Here is a 15,648-nt window from a genome sequence, read left to right as displayed (position 1 = left end):
ATGTCATACGAGCTGTCTAAAATCCGTTATAAAGCTGCAATCTATTTATAGACAGATGGCCAATAGGGTACGAGGGTGAAGCTTTCAGTTGAAAAGCTGAAAAGCCTTTCTATACACTTACCCACTGGCCAGCTGCCTGAATTTGTCCATTAGGAGTGAAAACAAGGTATGAGCACCATCGAAGAGCGCGTCAAGAAAATCGTTGCCGAGCAACTGGGCGTTAAAGAAGAAGAAGTGACCAACACTGCTTCCTTCGTTGAAGACCTGGGTGCCGACTCCCTTGACACCGTTGAGCTGGTGATGGCTCTGGAAGAGGAATTCGAGACCGAAATCCCGGACGAAGAAGCTGAAAAAATCACTACTGTTCAAGCTGCTATCGACTACGTAACTAGCCACCAGGCGTAATAGTTTGTAATCGTCGCTTGCTGTGATGGAAAAACCGCACTGCCCTATGGCGTGCGGTTTTTTCCTTTAGGCCTGATGCAAAGTGTCGTCATTAGAAAAAGGAGAGTGCTGTGTCGCGTAGACGCGTCGTAGTCACCGGTATGGGTATGTTGTCGCCACTGGGTACGGATGTGCCGAGCAGTTGGCAGGGCATTCTGGCTGGCCACAGTGGTATTGGTCTGATTGAGCATACGGACCTTTCTGCCTATTCCACCCGTTTTGGCGGCTCGGTAAAGGGTTTCAACGTCGAGGAATATCTCTCGGTCAAGGAATCCCGCAAACTCGACCTGTTCATTCAATACGGCCTGGCAGCCGGTTTTCAGGCGATGCGTAATGCCGGCCTGGAAGTCACCGACGCCAACCGTGAGCGCATCGGCGTGGCCATGGGTTCGGGTATTGGCGGTCTGACCAATATCGAAGAAACCAGTCGCACCCTGCACGAATCCGGTCCCCGTCGAATCTCACCGTTCTTCGTGCCCGGTTCGATCATCAATATGATTTCCGGCTTCCTGTCCATCCATCTGGGTGCTCAGGGGCCGAACTACGCCATTTCCACGGCGTGCACCACGGGCACTCACTGCATCGGCATGGCGGCGCGCAACATCGCCTATGACGAGGCTGACGTGATGATCGCCGGTGGCGCCGAAATGGCAGCTTGCGGTCTGGGCATGGGCGGCTTTGGTGCTTCCCGGGCGCTGTCGACCCGCAATGACGAGCCGACCCGTGCCAGCCGTCCGTGGGACAAGGGCCGTGATGGCTTCGTGCTTTCCGATGGTGCCGGTGCGCTGGTCCTCGAGGAGCTGGAGCACGCCAAGGCTCGTGGCGCGACCATCTACGCCGAGCTGATCGGTTTTGGCATGAGCGGTGATGCCTACCACATGACGTCGCCGCCGGCCGATGGTGCAGGCGCTGCACGTTGCATCACCAACGCACTGCGTGATGCCAAGATCAACGTCGATCAGGTGCAGTACATCAACGCCCACGGCACTTCGACTCCTACCGGAGACCTGGCGGAAGCCGAGGCCATCAAGTCGGTGTTTGGCGAGCACGCCTATAAGCTGGCGGTGAGCTCCACCAAGTCCATGACCGGTCACCTGTTGGGTGCGGCGGGCGCGGTCGAGGCGATCTTCAGTGTGCTGGCGATCCAGGATCAGGTCGCACCGCCGACCATCAATCTGGATGAGCCGGATGAGGGTTGCGACCTGAACTTCGTGCCTCACGAGCCGCAGAAGATGCCGATCGACGTGGTGCTGTCCAACTCGTTTGGCTTTGGCGGCACTAACGGTTCCCTGGTGTTCCGTCGGTTCGCCGAGTAATGCACAGCTGGGTCGACGGTCAGCCGGAGGACGCAGTGCCCCTGAAAGATCGCGGCCTGGCATACGGCGATGGTCTGTTTGAGACCATCGCGGTCAAGGCCGGGCAGCCGGTGCTGCTCGATCGCCACCTGCAGCGCCTGGACGAAGGCTGCAGGCGGTTGGCGATTGTTGTGGATCAGTCGTTGATCCGCAGCGAGTTGTTGGCCTATGCCGCCGTCTTGGGCGACGGTGTCCTCAAGTTGATCCTCACGCGTGGCGATAGCCTGCGCGGTTATGGCATCAACGCGGGCGCCCCAGCGCGTCGCATTCTACAAGGCAGTCCACCTGCCATTTATCCCGAAGCTCATGGTTCGTCTGGCATACGCCTGTTTCCATGTGTTACCCGTTTGTCCGAGCAACCCTTGCTTGCCGGTCTCAAGCACCTCAATCGCCTGGAGCAGGTGATCGCCCGTTCCGAGTGGCTGGATGCCGATCATGCAGAAGGTTTGATGCTGGATATGTCCGGTCGAGTCATCGAAGGCGTGTTCAGCAACCTGTTCCTGGTGCGTGACGGCATGTTGCTGACCGCTGATCTGAATCGTTGCGGTGTCGCTGGCGTCATGCGGGCCGAGTTGTTGGCCCAAGCGCGGACGTTGGGCATCCCGGTAATCGTGGCCGATGTAAGTTTTGACCAATTGCAACAGGCTGATGAAGTCTTCGTTTGCAACAGCGTGTATGGCATTTGGCCGGTGCGTGGATGTGGGGCAATGAGCTGGTCGGTTGGGCCGCTCACCCGTAAACTGCAAGGCATTGTTCGCGCGCTATTGGATATTTGATTTGAGACGTAAATTTGTACTGTTGCTGGAGATCGGTCTGGTCCTGGCGGGTCTGCTGCTGGGCGCTTCTGCCTGGAAGATGAACTCGGCCCTGGAACAGTCTTTAAACCTGACCCAGGAGCAGTTGCTGGATGTGCCGGCCGGTGCGACACCCACCGGCACCTTCAATCGTCTGGAAAATGACGGCGTGCTTAAGGATGCCTTCTGGTTGCGTCTCTACTGGCGTTTCAACCTCGACGGTCAGCCGCTGCACAGCGGTGAATATCGCATGACACCCGGCCTTACCGCCCAGGGCCTGATCGGTTTGTGGCAGCGTGGCGAAGTGGTGCAGTACAGCATCACGCTGGTGGAAGGTTGGAACTTCCGTCAGGTGCGCGCCGCCCTGGCCAAGCATGAAAAAATCGAGCAAACCCTCTCGGGCTTGAGCGACAGCGAGGTGATGGATAAGCTCGGTCACCCAGGCATTTTCCCGGAAGGGCGGTTCTTCCCGGATACCTATCGTTTCGTGCGTGGCATGACGGACCTTGAGTTACTGAAAAAGTCCTACAACCGACTGGACGATGTCCTCGCTCAGGAATGGAGCAAGCGCGCTCCCGACGCGCCCTACACCGAGCCCTATCAAGCGCTGATCATGGCCTCCCTGGTGGAGAAAGAAACCGGTGTGCCAGAAGAGCGTGGGCAGATTGCCGGGGTGTTTGTACGGCGTATGCAGATCGGCATGTTGCTGCAAACCGACCCGACGGTGATCTATGGCCTGGGTGAGCGCTATAACGGCAAGTTGACCCGCGCCCACCTCAAAGAAGCCACGCCCTACAACACTTACGTGATTAGTGGCCTGCCGCCGACACCGATTGCCATGGTCGGTCGTGAGGCCATTCATGCGGCGCTGAACCCGGTGCCGGGCAGCAGCCTGTACTTTGTCGCCCGTGGCGACGGCAGCCATATTTTCTCTGACAACCTGGATGCGCATAATTCAGCAGTGCGTGAATTCCAGATGAAGCGTCGCGCCGATTATCGTTCCAGCCCTGCGCCCGTGGCGAAGCCGACGGATGCCGCCCCCGAGGCCCCCGCCGAACAAGCGCCCGAACCTGCTTCAGTGCCGGACGCCGACGCGCCGCAAAGCCCGCAATGACTCTGACTAAGGACTGCCTGTGACTGGCTTGTTTATTACCCTGGAAGGCCCGGAAGGCGCCGGCAAAAGCACCAACCGTGAATACCTCGCTGAGCGTTTGCGCGCCGAGGGCATCGAGGTGTTGTTGACCCGCGAACCAGGCGGCACTCCTCTGGCCGAGCGGATTCGCGAAGTCTTGCTGACACCGGGCGAGGAGCCAATGAACCCGGATACCGAACTGTTGCTGGTGTTCGCTGCCCGCGCCCAGCATCTGGCTGAAGTGATTCGCCCGGCCCTGGCCCGTGGTGCGGTGGTGATTTGTGATCGCTTTACCGATTCGACTTACGCCTATCAGGGCGGCGGTCGTGGCCTGTCCCTGGAGCGCATCGCAACCCTGGAGACCTTCGTTCAGGGCGACGTGCGTCCGCACCTGACTCTGGTGTTCGACCTGCCGGTGGAAGTCGGCCTGGCCCGCGCCAGTGCCCGTGGCCGTCTGGATCGTTTCGAGCTGGAAGGTCGGGTGTTTTTCGATGCGGTACGCAGTGCCTACCTCAAGCGCGCTGAAGCAGCCCCGGCACGTTACTGCCTGGTGGACGCGGCGCAGCCCCTGGCTCAGGTTCAGCAATCACTGGATACCCTGTTGCCAAAAATGTTGGAGCTTTACCGTGGCTGAAGCCTACCCGTGGCAGGACGGTCTCTGGCAGCAGTTGGCCGGTCGTGCCCAACATGCCCACGCCTATTTGCTCCATGGCCCTGCAGGCATCGGCAAGCGCGCGCTGGCCGAGCGGCTGATGGCCAACCTGTTGTGTCAGCGGCTGGACGGTCTGGAGGCGTGCGGGCAATGCAAATCGTGCCTGTTGCTTAAAGCCGGTAGCCATCCGGACAACTATCTGCTGGAGCCGGAAGAGGCGGACAAGGCGATCAAGGTCGATCAGGTTCGAGATCTGGTCGGCTTCGTGGTGCAGACCGCACAGATGGGCGGGCGCAAGGTGGTGTTGATCGAACCGGTGGAGGCGATGAACATCAACGCCGCCAATGCTTTGCTCAAGAGTCTGGAAGAACCGTCCGGCAATACCGTTCTGTTGCTGGTCAGTCATCAGTCCAGCCGTTTGCTACCGACCATTCGCAGCCGCTGCGTGCAACAGGCTTGCCCGTTGCCCAGCGAAGCCATGAGCCTGCAGTGGCTGGGCCAGGCCTTGCCGGAGTGCTCCGAAGAGGAGCGGGTTGAACTGCTAACCCTGGCTGCCGGTTCACCACTGGCTGCGGTCAAGTTGCAGGCCCAAGGCGTGCGCGAACAGCGGGCGCTGGTGGTGGATGGCGTGAAGAAGCTGCTCAAACAAGAGCAATCTGCTACGCAATTGGCTGAAACCGCCTGGAAAGACATTCCATTGCTGCTGCTGTTTGACTGGTTCTGCGACTGGTCGAGCCTGATCCTGCGCTACCAACTGACTCAGGATGAAAACGGCCTGGGCCTGGCGGACATGCGCAAGGTTGTGCAATACCTGGCGCAGAAGAGTGCCCAGGACAAGGTCTTGAACATTCAGGACTGGATCCTCGCCCAACGCCAGAAGGTCCTGGGCAAGGCCAACCTCAACCGCGTGCTGTTGCTTGAGGCCTTGTTGGTGCAATGGGTCGGCCTGCTCGGCCGCCGTTAATTTCAGTGGCCGACAGGTGTATCGTTGGCCAGACACTTCCCGCGACTCAAGTTGTAACTTCCTATGCTCGTAGACTCCCATTGCCACCTCGATCGCCTCGACCTCGCCGAACACGGCGGCTCCCTGGATGCCGCCCTTGAGGCTGCGCGTCAGCGCGGGGTAGGGCACTTCCTGTGTATCGGCGTCAGCGCAGAAAACGCCGCCGACGTCAAAGCCCTGGCGGATCGTTACGCCGATGTCGATTGTTCGGTGGGCATTCATCCCCTGGACCTCAAGCCTGGTGAAGCGCCGGCTCTGGATTGGCTGCTGGGTGAGCTTAATCACCCGCGAGTGGTAGCCATTGGCGAGACCGGCCTGGATTATCACTACGAACCGGAAGCCGCCGAGCTCCAACAGGCTTCGTTCCGTCTGCACCTGCAAGCCGCCCAGCAAACCGGCAAACCGGTGATCGTCCACACCCGTGGCGCCCGTGCCGATACCTTGGCGCTGCTGCGCGAGGCCGCACTGCCCCAAGCGGGCGTGTTGCATTGCTTCACCGAGGATTGGGACATGGCCAAGGCTGCCCTGGACCTGGGCTTTTACATTTCCCTGTCGGGCATCGTGACCTTCCGTAATGCGGATGCGTTGCGTGATGTGGCTCGCCAGGTCCCGGCGGACCGCCTGCTGGTGGAGACCGATTCACCGTACCTGGCACCCATCCCCCATCGTGGCAAGCCGAACCTGCCGCAATATGTGCGCGATGTGGCGGATTACCTGGCGATGCTGCGGGGCGAGTCCTACGAGCGGTTTGCCGAACAGACCACCGAAAACTTCAAGCGCCTGTTCCCCCTGGCACACGTCGCTTAAATTCAGGGCAAAAAAAACCCGGGTTCTGGGGGGTGAATCCGGGCTAAGACCATTAGGAGTAAAACAAAGGTACACAGTCCGTCGGTACCCAGGTCGACGCATCACTTGGGGGAGATGTCGCGCCGACATTTCAAGTATTGATCAGTATCCCATTCAGTCCAGCCGCATCTGATCGTTTTTTAAACAGATTTGGAATACGCCCGCTTCGGTTGAGTTCTCATTGATGTGGTAGACGCCCGAATAAGTCGTGTCTTATTTCTGACTCATACCGCCTTATTCGTTGGCGGACTGTAAGTTAAGTGTATGGGTTGTTCACATAGACGTTGCCCAACGACCGTTCAGTCGGGATAATCCCATGCACTGGGTAAAACGTTCCGCCAAGCACCGCTTGGGAGCGCACAACCCTCCCCATATTGACCTCTGCAGACCTTTTCTTATGCACAAAGAACCCCGTAAGGTCCGTGAGTTTCGCCGCCGCGAGCAGGAAATTCTCGACACCGCACTTAAGCTGTTCCTCGAACAAGGTGAAGACAGCGTCACCGTCGAGATGATTGCGGATGCCGTGGGTATCGGCAAAGGCACTATCTACAAACACTTCAAGTCCAAGGCCGAGATCTATTTGCGCCTGATGCTCGACTACGAGCGGGATTTGAACGAGTTGTTGCACTCGGCGGATGTCGACAAGGACAAGGAAGCCCTGTCCCGGGCCTACTTCGAATTCCGCATGCGTGATCCGCAACGCTACCGCTTGTTCGATCGCCTGGAAGAGAAGGTGGTCAAGGGCAACCAGGTGCCGGAAATGGTCGAGGAACTGCACAAGATCCGCGCCTCCAACTTCGAACGCCTGACCCTGTTGATCAAGGGCCGCATCAGCGAAGGCAAGCTGGAAGATGTGCCGCCGTACTTCCACTACTGCGCTGCCTGGGCGTTGGTGCATGGCGCCGTCGCGCTGTATCACTCGCCGTTCTGGAGCAATGTGCTGGAAGATCAGGAAGGCTTCTTCCAGTTCCTGATGGATATCGGCGTGCGCATGGGCAACAAGCGCAAGCACAGCACCGATCTGCCGAGCGCCGAGACACCCGCTACCTGAGTCATTCGCCCAAGTGATGGCGATATGATTTTCTGTCGGGTGCAGTAGCCCAGGAATATACTCAGGCAAGGACCTTGCTAAAATCTGATTTATGAGTCAGGTTCTAGCGCGCCCGAATTATCCTCTGCCGGAGTGATCCATGATCGTTGATCGACAAGGCAGGCGATTCCGCAATTTGCGGATCAGCCTGACCTCAGCTTGCAACTACGCGTGTACCTACTGCGTGCCCAATGGCAAGCGGCTGGTGGCTGCGCAGGATGAGCTGTCGGCTGAGGCGATGGCACGGGGCGTGGCCTATTTGATTGAGGCCGCCGGTATCGAGCGTCTGCGCATTACCGGTGGTGAACCGCTGGTCAGTCCCAAGCTGGAAGCCTTCATGGGCGCGGTGGGGCAGATGGGTTTGAGTGACATCAGCCTGACCACCAACGGCCAGTTACTGGCGCGCAAGCTGCCACTGCTGGTGGATGCCGGGATTCGGCGGATCAACGTTTCCCTCGATACCCTAGATGCCGACGGCTTTCGCAGCATTGCCCGCGGCGGCGATCTGGCCACGGTGCTCGATGGTATGGACCAGGCGAGCGCGGCCGGGATCAAGATCAAGGTCAATATGGTGCCGTTGCGCGGTCAGAACCTCGACCAGGTGATGCCGCTGCTCGACTATTGCCTGGAGCGCGGCTATGAGTTGCGCTTTATCGAACTGATGCGCATGGGCCACTTGGCCAGTGACGCCAATGCCTTCCTCCAGCAATTCGTCAGCCTCCAGCAATTGCTGAGCCTGATTGGCGACCACCATGAATACCTGCAAGCCGATGCCCCGGTAGACGCCACAGCCGTGCGTTATGAAGTCCCGGGCAAAGGCTTCTTTGGTGTGATTGCCAACGAAAGCGTACCGTTCTGCCGCACCTGTTCGAGGTTGCGGCTGTCGTCCACGGGCTGGCTCCATGGCTGCTTGTCGTCGAGTAACCGCCACTACGTTGGCGACCTGCTGGACAAGCCCCGCCATCAGGCGCTGCCGGCCTTGCAGCGGCTATTGGTCAAGGCATTGGGCGACAAGCAAGAAGTGGCGTTCTCGGGCGGGGCAACAGTGATGAAGATCATCGGCGGCTAATCCCCCAAGCTGGCGCAAAATCTGCATCTCGTGCCCATTCGCCGGTTTTCCGTCACCGGCTTCTGGAGGATAGGATGCGTAGTCTGGTGTTGTTGCTGGCGTCACTGGCGTTGGGTGGCTGCATGACCGTCAGTGATATGGCCGAAGGCACTCGCTATCAGATGAGCGATGCTGGGCTTCTGGATCACAGTGATACCCGTCGCGCCAACTCGATCCGCGTGCAGCCCGACTCCTTTATCTTTATTGCCCAGGGTGCGTTTACGCCGCCGGGCAGCGCCTACCCGCGTCCCAACGTGGTGGCCGAAGAAGCCTTCAACGGCTTTGTCGAGTATTTCCCCATGGTCCGCCGCGCTCGCGCACCGGAGGGTCTGGAACAGGCAATGGCCGAAGCCCGTAGCGTTGGCGCCCATTACTTGCTGTACACCCGCTTCGCCAAGGCCGATGACCGTATCGGCAATGCTGATGAATGGGCCGACCAGCAGGCCGTGGATCGCCTGGGGATCGACAGCGGGGTGATTCAGATCATGTTGATCGAGACCAGCACCCAGTACTTGATTGATACTGCACGGATTCGCAGTCGTGGCGGTTTACTGACGTTCCACGACACCACGCCTGAAGACCTGATTGCCAAGCCCCTGGCGCAATACGCCCGTAGCCTGTTGGGCATGAGTGATCAGTAAGACCTGAGGAGAACCCCATGACCGATTCCGCCAAGGCCAATGATTTGTTGGCGCAATTGCCCAAGGGCAAAGGTCCGGCGCCGGTGCATCTGTGGAATCCGGACTTTTGCGGCGACATCGATATGCGCATCGCCCGCGATGGCACCTGGTTTTACTTGGGTACGCCTATCGGTCGCAAACCCATGGTCAAGTTGTTCTCCAACATCATCCGCCGCGACGGCGATGATTACTTCTTGATCACACCGGTGGAAAAGGTCGGGATCACGGTCGAGGATGCGCCGTTTGTCGCCGTGACCCTGGAAGTTGAAGGGCAGGGCGAAAGCCAGGTCCTGCGCTTTACCACCAACGTTGAAGAGCAGGTCGAAGCCGGCACCGATCACCCATTGCGAGTGGTGATCGACCCGCAGACCCAGGAACCTGCGCCGTACCTGCTGGTACGCAACAACCTCGAAGCCCTGGTGCATCGCAACGTTTTCTACCAATTGGTGGAGTTGGCGGTGAGCCGTCCGATCAACGGTCAGAATTGGCTTGGCGTCTGGAGCGACGGTGTGTTTTTCCCTATTGGCCTGGAGCCTTGAGGCCGAATTTTTCCTTCCCTTGAAATAATTACCTTGCTGTAGCAGGGCGCTTTCGGTTATCAATTTGTACATGATTAGACATGTTCGATTTGATAAGAAAAAACGCGTCGTCGACGAGCTGATCCGCCGTATCGAGGGCGGGATGATGGCCGACGGTTTCCTGTTGCCGGGCGAGCATCAACTGGCCGAAGAGTTTGCGGTCAGTCGCGGCACCCTGCGCGAAGCCCTCGCCGAGCTCAAGCGTCGTAACTACATCGCCACCCAGAGCGGCGTCGGCTCCATCGTCACCTTCGATGGCATGGCGCTTGATCAACGCAATGGTTGGGCACAGGCGTTGGCGGATACCGGCGCTTTAGTGATCGCCGATATCTTGCGTCTTGAAGCGGTCACGCGGCCGGACCTGCTCAGCCGCTTCGGCAGCGATCAGTTCATTGCCCTCGATCGTCGCCGTCGCACCACCGATGGCACCTTCGTGTCCCTGGAGCGCTCGCTGATGCCTGCCTCGGGTGGCCTTGAAAGCCTGCCGAGGGTCGGCCTTATCGATAACTCCCTGACCATCACCCTGGCAGCCTACGGCTACATCGGCGCGGGCGGTGACCAGTGGATTGGCGCCGAGCCACTGAACGAGGTCGACGCCGAGTTGTTGGGGCGCCCGGTCGGCACCGTGTTTCTCAAGGCGTTGCGCACTACCTACGACCGTCGCGAGCGGTTCATGGAATACGTCGAAAGCTTGCTCGACCCGCTGCACTTTCGCCTGCACCTTCAATTTGGAACGCCGAAATGACCCCGCACACTCGCGCCCTCGGCGCTTTCTACGGCCTGGCCTTAGGCGACGCTCTAGGTATGCCTACCCAATCCTTGAGTCGCGAGCAGGTCAGGGCACGCTTCGGTGAAATCACCGCCCTGGAAGACGCCGGCCCTGACCAACCCATTGCGCCCAACATGCCCAAGGGCTCCATCACCGATGACACCGAACAGGCGATCCTGGTGGGCCAGTTGCTGGTGGATGGCCAAGGCAAGATCGAGCCGACGGTACTTGCCCAGCGCCTGATCGATTGGGAAGCGGTGATGCGCGCCAAAGGCTCCCAGGACCTGCTGGGCCCGTCGACCAAACGCGCGATCGACATGATCCTGGCCGGCCACACCCCGGAAGAGTCCGGGCGCTACGGCACCACCAATGGTGCAGCCATGCGCATTACACCGGTAGGCATCGCGGCAAACGTTGCCGACCCTGAACAGTTCATCCAGTCGGTGATCCAGGCCTGCCAGGTGACTCACAACACCACGCTTGGCATTGCCAGCGCGGCAGCAGTGGCGGCGGTGGTTTCGGCGGGTATCAATGGCGAGGACCTGGGAGAAGCACTGAACATTGGCACCCGGATCGCGCAACAGGCCGAAAACCATGGGCACTGGGTCGCCGGTGGGCGTATCGGCACCCGCATCAGTTGGGCGCGGACCCTGAGTGTCGGCAGTAGCGACAAAGCGCTGTTTACCGACCTGCTCTACGAATTGATCGGTACTTCCGTCGCCTCCCAGGAGTCGGTGGTGGTGTCGTTTGCCCTCGCCCAGCAAGTGGCCGTGGGTGAGATGGACGCTTTCGAAGCCCTGTGCATGGCCGCCAGCCTTGGCGGCGACACCGACACCATCGCCGCGATTCTCGGTGCGATGCTCGGCGCATGCCTGGGGATGGCGTGCTGGCCTGAGGCGATGATCGAGCAGGTCAAGCAGGTCAACGGCCTGGACTTGCAGCCGCTGGTTCAAGGGCTGCTCCAATTGCGTTGAACTCCACAGATCAAATGTGGGAGCGGGCTTGCTCGCGAATGCGGTGTATCAGCTAGCAAATTGGGTACTGAACCACCGCATTCGCGAGCAAGCCCGCTCCCACATTTGATGATATCGGGTCAGGGAGACCTGAATATAGATTCAAATTGCCAATCTGCCACAACCACAAAAACAGGCATCAGGAGCACCCCATCATGAGTTCGACCTCTTCCGGCCAAGGCGCTGGGCAACTGGAAACGCGAGGCATCGAGCCCGTCCCAGAAAGCGAGTGTAACGGCCATCCGCTGCAGCTGTTCTGGGTCTGGTTTGCCGCCAACATCAGCATCCTCGGCTTGCCGTTGGGGGCGACGCTGGTGGCCTTTCGCGGGTTGGCGATCTGGCAGGCTATCATCGTCGCGATCCTGGGCGCCGCCGGTTCGTTCGCGGTGGTGGGGATCATTTCCATCGCCGGCCGTCGTGGCCGTGCGCCGAGCCTGACCTTGTCCCGAGCGATCTTCGGTGTACGCGGCAATATCGGCCCTACCGTGGTCTCGCTGATGTCACGCCTGGGCTGGGAAACCGTCAACACCACCACCGCAGCCTTTGTGTTGCTGTCGCTGTGCTCGATCCTGTTCAACTCGCCTGTGGCCGCCAAAAGTGCGCCGTTGCTGACCTTGCTGTTCATCGGCATTTTCGTGCTGCTGACCCTGGCCGTTTCCGGTCTAGGCCACGCCACCTTGCTGGTGATCCAGAAGTGGGCGACCTACGTATTCGGCGCGCTGAACATCCTGGTGGGCGGCTTCCTCTGCGCGACTATCGACTGGAGCGCGGTATTCAACGCCACCCCGGCACCGCTCAGCGCGATGATTATCGGTGTGGGCACCATGGCCGCCGGTACCGGCATCGGTTGGGCCAACGCGGGGGCCGACATGTCCCGCTACCAGCATCGCAGCGTCAAGGCCGTGCGCCTGGTGGCTTCCGCCGCCTTTGGTGCGGGGATTCCGCTGGTGCTGCTGATCACCTTGGGCGGCTTGCTGTCGGTGGGCAATAACGACCTGGCCTCGGCCACTGACCCGATCATCGCGATCCGCGACATGCTGCCTACCTGGATGGCCGTGCCGTACCTGATCACCGCGTTTGGTGGGCTGTTGCTTTCCAATAACCTATCGGTGTATTCGGCGGGCCTGACCACCTTGACCCTCGGTTTGAAGGTCAAGCGCGTCCACGCGGTGATTGTCGACATCGTCGCGATCTTCGCCGGTTCCATCTACTTCATGTTGATCGCCGACAGCTTCTACGGCCCATTCATCACCTTCATCTCGCTGCTGGCCGTGCCGATCACCGCCTGGGTGGGGATCTTCGTGGTCGACCTGATTCATCGCCACTATTACAGCGCCAAGGACTTGCTGGACGTCACACCGAGCAGCGCCTATTGGTATCGCGGCGGGATTGAATGGCGTGCATTCGGCGCCTGGGCAGTCGCGATTGTGTTGGGCTTCAGCTTCACCACCATCGGTACCACCGCCGAGAACATCTGGTTCGCCGGGCCGCTGTCGGATTCGTGGCTGGGTCATAACGGCCTGGGTTGGATCGTCACTTTCCTGGTGGCCGGCGGGATTTATGCGGTATTGGGCGGTGCTGCTGATCGTCGCCCGGCGTTAGTAGAGAGCCACAATGTCTAGATTGATTCACAGCGGCCAGGTCATCGTCGACCTGGTCATGTCCCTCGATACCTTGCCGGCAACCGGCGGCGATGTATTGGCCAAGTCCGCCAGTTTCGAGGCCGGCGGTGGCTTCAATGTGATGGCCGCAGCTCGGCGCAATGGCTTGCCGGTGGTCTATCTGGGGCGACACGGTAAGGGGCGTTTCGGCGACCTGGCGCGTGCGGCGATGCAGGCTGAAGGCATTGAAATGGCCCTGGCTGCCAGTGACACCAAGGACACCGGCCTGTGCGTCTCGCTGACCGAGGCCACCACCGAACGCACCTTCATCTCCCATATCGGTGCTGAAGGTGAGCTGAGTGCCGAAGACTTGGCCACCGCTGTGCCCCGTGCCGACGATTATGTGTACGTCAGTGGCTACAGCTTGCTGCTGGAGGGCAAGTGCCAGGCCTTGATCGATTGGTTGCTGGCCTTGCCACGCCAGATCACGGTGGTGTTCGATCCGGGCCCGCTGGTCAAGGCGCCCGACTCTGCGTTGATGGTCGACTTGTTGCCACGCATCGATATCTGGACCAGCAACGGTCCGGAGGCCCTGGCTTTTACTGGTGCGGGAGACATCGTCGAAGCGCTGCTCAAACTCAATGATCATCTACCTGCCCATGCGTTGCTGGTGGTGCGGGATGGCCCGAACGGTTGCTGGGTCAGCCGCAACGGCCAGCCGGAGCATGTACCGGGGTTCAAGGTGCAGGCAGTGGATAGCAACGGTGCAGGCGATGCCCATGCCGGTGTGTTTATCGCCGGTTTGGCCAACGGTCTGGCGCCGAGCGTCGCGGCCCGGCGCGCGAATGCGGCTGCTGCGTTGGCGGTCACCCGCTGGGGACCGGCGACGTCACCGGGCACCGTTGAAGTGGATGCGTTGTTGGCGCAGGCCTGAGTTGGCAGAATAGGCGCCACTCAGCACGGAGCGATATCATGACCCAGAACATCTACGACACCCCGGCCTTTTTCGAGGGCTACAGCAAGATGAACCGCTCGGTAGAAGGCCTCTCCGGCGCTCCTGAGTGGCCCGCCTTGCAGGCATTGCTGCCACCCATGGCTGGCTTGCAGGTGGTGGATCTGGGGTGCGGCTACGGCTGGTTCAGTCGCTGGGCGCAAGAGCAGGGTGCCGAACAGGTAGTGGGATTGGACGTCTCGCAAAAGATGCTGGCGCGAGCCACCGAGATGACTTCATTGCCCGCGATTACCTATGCGATTGCCGACCTTGAACAGCTGGATCTGCCTGCCGCCACTTTCGACCTGGCCTACAGCTCGCTGGCTTTCCATTACATCGTCGACCTCAAAGGCTTGTTCGCTCGCATCCATGAAGCGTTGGTTCCTGGTGGCCGGTTGGTGTTTTCCATCGAGCACCCGATCTTCATGGCGCCTCGTGAGCCGGGTTGGCTGATTGACGATCAAGGCCGCAAGAGCTGGCCGGTGAACGGCTATCAGCAGGAAGGGCCCCGGGTCACAAACTGGCTGGCGAAGGGTGTGATCAAGCAACACCGCACCTTGGGTACCTTGCTCAATCTGTTGATCCAGGCAGGCTTTACCTTGAATCATGTCGAGGAGTGGGGCCCGAGTGAGGCGGACCTGAAGGCCCGCCCCGAGTTGGCGGAAGAGCAGGAGCGGCCGATGATGTTGTTGGTGGCTGCTCAACGTTCGCTGGCATAAAAAGATCAAGTGTGGGAGCAACTGTCTTGGCGAGGTTTATTTAAAAATCACCAAGACAGTTGCTCCCACATGGGTTTTGCCGTCTCTACAAGACCGAGATCAACCCGCCTTTCTCAGTGCTTCAATCAACTGATCTTTACGCATCGTCGAGCGCCCAGGAATAGCCTTGGCTCGCGCTTCCTTCATCAGACTTTCCTTGGTCTGTGTCCCGAGCGAGGCGCGGCTGTTGCGGGGATGTCCTTCGCGTGTCGCCGCCGCCCGCTTGGCCGACTCATGGCGGTCCTTGGCTTTTTTCACCGGCGACTTGCGTTGTCCCGAGCCGCCGGCCTTTTCACCACCGCCGGACTGCTTGTTGACGGTGGCCCAGGCCCGGGCTTCGGCTTCCTCCTTGGAAAGCCCTTTGTGCTCATAACTGTCTTCGATATGCGCGGCTTTGCGTTTCTGTTCGGCGGTGTATTTGGCTTTGCTTCCACGAGGCATTGCGATACTCCTCCTGACCCGTTAAGGGCCATAGGTTGATCAGGGTTTTGGCTGTTTGGGCGCCCCGGGGATGTTGGAATCATCGCCGCCAGGGGTGGCATTTTTACCCGGCCCCATTTTGCCGTTCTCTACATCGGAACCTAGGCCCTGACGGTTGCTGTCATTGCCTTGGGTGCGGGGATCGTTGCTGTTATCAATGATTGCCCCGCCGTTGGTGTCGAGGCCAGTGCCCATGGAGCCCTTGGACTCTTCGGTCGCCGGGCTGGGCGGGCTGCCGATGGGGTCGGTCGGGCCGGTGGAGTTGTTCGAGGCGGCAAAGCTGCTCAGCGAAACGGCAGACAGCAAACCGGTGAGGGCGAGGGCAGTCAATCTGGAAGTCGTCATGAGGGTGTC

General features: G+C 59.9%; 18 protein-coding genes. 16 read left to right on the top strand and 2 right to left on the bottom strand.

The annotated features are described in order from the left end of the window. The first annotated feature begins 168 nt into the window (after positions 1–168). From acpP to HKK55_RS17335, 16 genes are all read left to right on the top strand, one after another. Entirely contained in the window at positions 169–405 is a 237-nt protein-coding gene (acpP, locus tag HKK55_RS17410) for an acyl carrier protein (RefSeq protein ID WP_010165887.1), read from the top strand. A 110-nt stretch (positions 406–515) separates the two neighbouring features. Next, a complete protein-coding gene (gene fabF / locus HKK55_RS17405) occupies positions 516–1,760 on the top strand; it encodes a beta-ketoacyl-ACP synthase II (RefSeq protein ID WP_169355814.1) in 1,245 nt (414 codons plus the stop codon). Further along, positions 1,760–2,575 carry an aminodeoxychorismate lyase gene (gene pabC / locus HKK55_RS17400; RefSeq protein ID WP_169355813.1) on the top strand — a complete coding sequence of 272 codons (816 nt, stop codon included), beginning with the start codon at positions 1,760–1,762 and terminating at the stop codon, positions 2,573–2,575. Before fabF ends, pabC begins: the two co-directional genes overlap by 1 nt. Before the next feature lies 1 nt (position 2,576). Beyond that, positions 2,577–3,707 carry an endolytic transglycosylase MltG gene (gene mltG / locus HKK55_RS17395; protein ID WP_169355812.1) on the top strand — a complete coding sequence of 377 codons (1,131 nt, stop codon included), beginning with the start codon at positions 2,577–2,579 and terminating at the stop codon, positions 3,705–3,707. Positions 3,708–3,726: 19 nt separating this feature from the next. After that, positions 3,727–4,359, top strand: a complete 633-nt coding sequence (gene tmk / locus HKK55_RS17390; RefSeq protein ID WP_169355811.1) for a dTMP kinase — start codon at positions 3,727–3,729, stop codon at positions 4,357–4,359. Next, the gene (locus tag HKK55_RS17385; protein ID WP_169355810.1) at positions 4,352–5,341 is read left to right on the top strand and encodes a DNA polymerase III subunit delta'; all 990 of its coding nucleotides are present in this window, start codon (positions 4,352–4,354) and stop codon (positions 5,339–5,341) included. Before tmk ends, HKK55_RS17385 begins: the two co-directional genes overlap by 8 nt. Before the next feature lie 63 nt (positions 5,342–5,404). Further along, positions 5,405–6,187, top strand: a complete 783-nt coding sequence (locus HKK55_RS17380; protein WP_169355809.1) for a TatD family hydrolase — start codon at positions 5,405–5,407, stop codon at positions 6,185–6,187. 436 nt (positions 6,188–6,623) lie between these two features. Then, positions 6,624–7,277: a TetR/AcrR family transcriptional regulator gene (locus HKK55_RS17375; protein WP_169355808.1), complete on the top strand. Its 654-nt coding sequence runs from the start codon at positions 6,624–6,626 to the stop codon at positions 7,275–7,277. 139 nt (positions 7,278–7,416) lie between these two features. Beyond that, complete coding sequence (locus tag HKK55_RS17370; protein WP_169355807.1) at positions 7,417–8,385, top strand: GTP 3',8-cyclase MoaA; 969 nt, start codon at positions 7,417–7,419, stop codon at positions 8,383–8,385. A gap of 74 nt (positions 8,386–8,459) precedes the next feature. Continuing rightward, positions 8,460–9,065: a DUF4823 domain-containing protein gene (locus HKK55_RS17365; RefSeq protein WP_169355806.1), complete on the top strand. Its 606-nt coding sequence runs from the start codon at positions 8,460–8,462 to the stop codon at positions 9,063–9,065. Positions 9,066–9,082: 17 nt separating this feature from the next. Further along, entirely contained in the window at positions 9,083–9,643 is a 561-nt protein-coding gene (locus HKK55_RS17360) for a DUF1285 domain-containing protein (RefSeq protein WP_169355805.1), read from the top strand. A gap of 70 nt (positions 9,644–9,713) precedes the next feature. Further along, positions 9,714–10,427, top strand: a complete 714-nt coding sequence (locus tag HKK55_RS17355) for a GntR family transcriptional regulator (protein ID WP_169355804.1) — start codon at positions 9,714–9,716, stop codon at positions 10,425–10,427. Further along, on the top strand, positions 10,424–11,425 hold the full coding sequence (locus HKK55_RS17350) for an ADP-ribosylglycohydrolase family protein (RefSeq protein WP_169355803.1): 1,002 nt from the start codon (positions 10,424–10,426) through the stop codon (positions 11,423–11,425). Before HKK55_RS17355 ends, HKK55_RS17350 begins: the two co-directional genes overlap by 4 nt. Before the next feature lie 194 nt (positions 11,426–11,619). Continuing rightward, entirely contained in the window at positions 11,620–13,086 is a 1,467-nt protein-coding gene (locus HKK55_RS17345; RefSeq protein ID WP_169355802.1) for a cytosine permease, read from the top strand. Next, positions 13,079–13,999 (top strand): PfkB family carbohydrate kinase, encoded by a 921-nt coding sequence (locus HKK55_RS17340; protein ID WP_169355801.1) that lies wholly within the window; start codon positions 13,079–13,081, stop codon positions 13,997–13,999. The genes HKK55_RS17345 and HKK55_RS17340 overlap by 8 nt, the downstream gene beginning before the upstream one ends. Before the next feature lie 38 nt (positions 14,000–14,037). Next, positions 14,038–14,775, top strand: a complete 738-nt coding sequence (locus HKK55_RS17335; RefSeq protein WP_169355800.1) for a bifunctional 2-polyprenyl-6-hydroxyphenol methylase/3-demethylubiquinol 3-O-methyltransferase UbiG — start codon at positions 14,038–14,040, stop codon at positions 14,773–14,775. Positions 14,776–14,874: 99 nt separating this feature from the next. On the opposite strand, the gene HKK55_RS17330 is transcribed toward HKK55_RS17335, so the two are convergent. Both HKK55_RS17330 and HKK55_RS17325 read right to left on the bottom strand, forming a co-directional pair. Beyond that, positions 14,875–15,255: a termination factor Rho gene (locus tag HKK55_RS17330; RefSeq protein WP_169355799.1), complete on the bottom strand. Its 381-nt coding sequence runs from the start codon at positions 15,253–15,255 to the stop codon at positions 14,875–14,877. Between the two features lie 39 nt (positions 15,256–15,294). Beyond that, complete coding sequence (locus HKK55_RS17325) at positions 15,295–15,639, bottom strand: hypothetical protein (RefSeq protein ID WP_169355798.1); 345 nt, start codon at positions 15,637–15,639, stop codon at positions 15,295–15,297. Positions 15,640–15,648: the final 9 nt, after the last annotated feature.

Origin of the sequence: Pseudomonas sp. ADAK18, from assembly GCF_012935695.1 — a bacterium.
Lineage (GTDB): Bacteria > Pseudomonadota > Gammaproteobacteria > Pseudomonadales > Pseudomonadaceae > Aquipseudomonas.
Note: the sequence above shows the minus strand (reverse complement) of the source record. Positions and strands in the feature narration are given on the sequence as shown.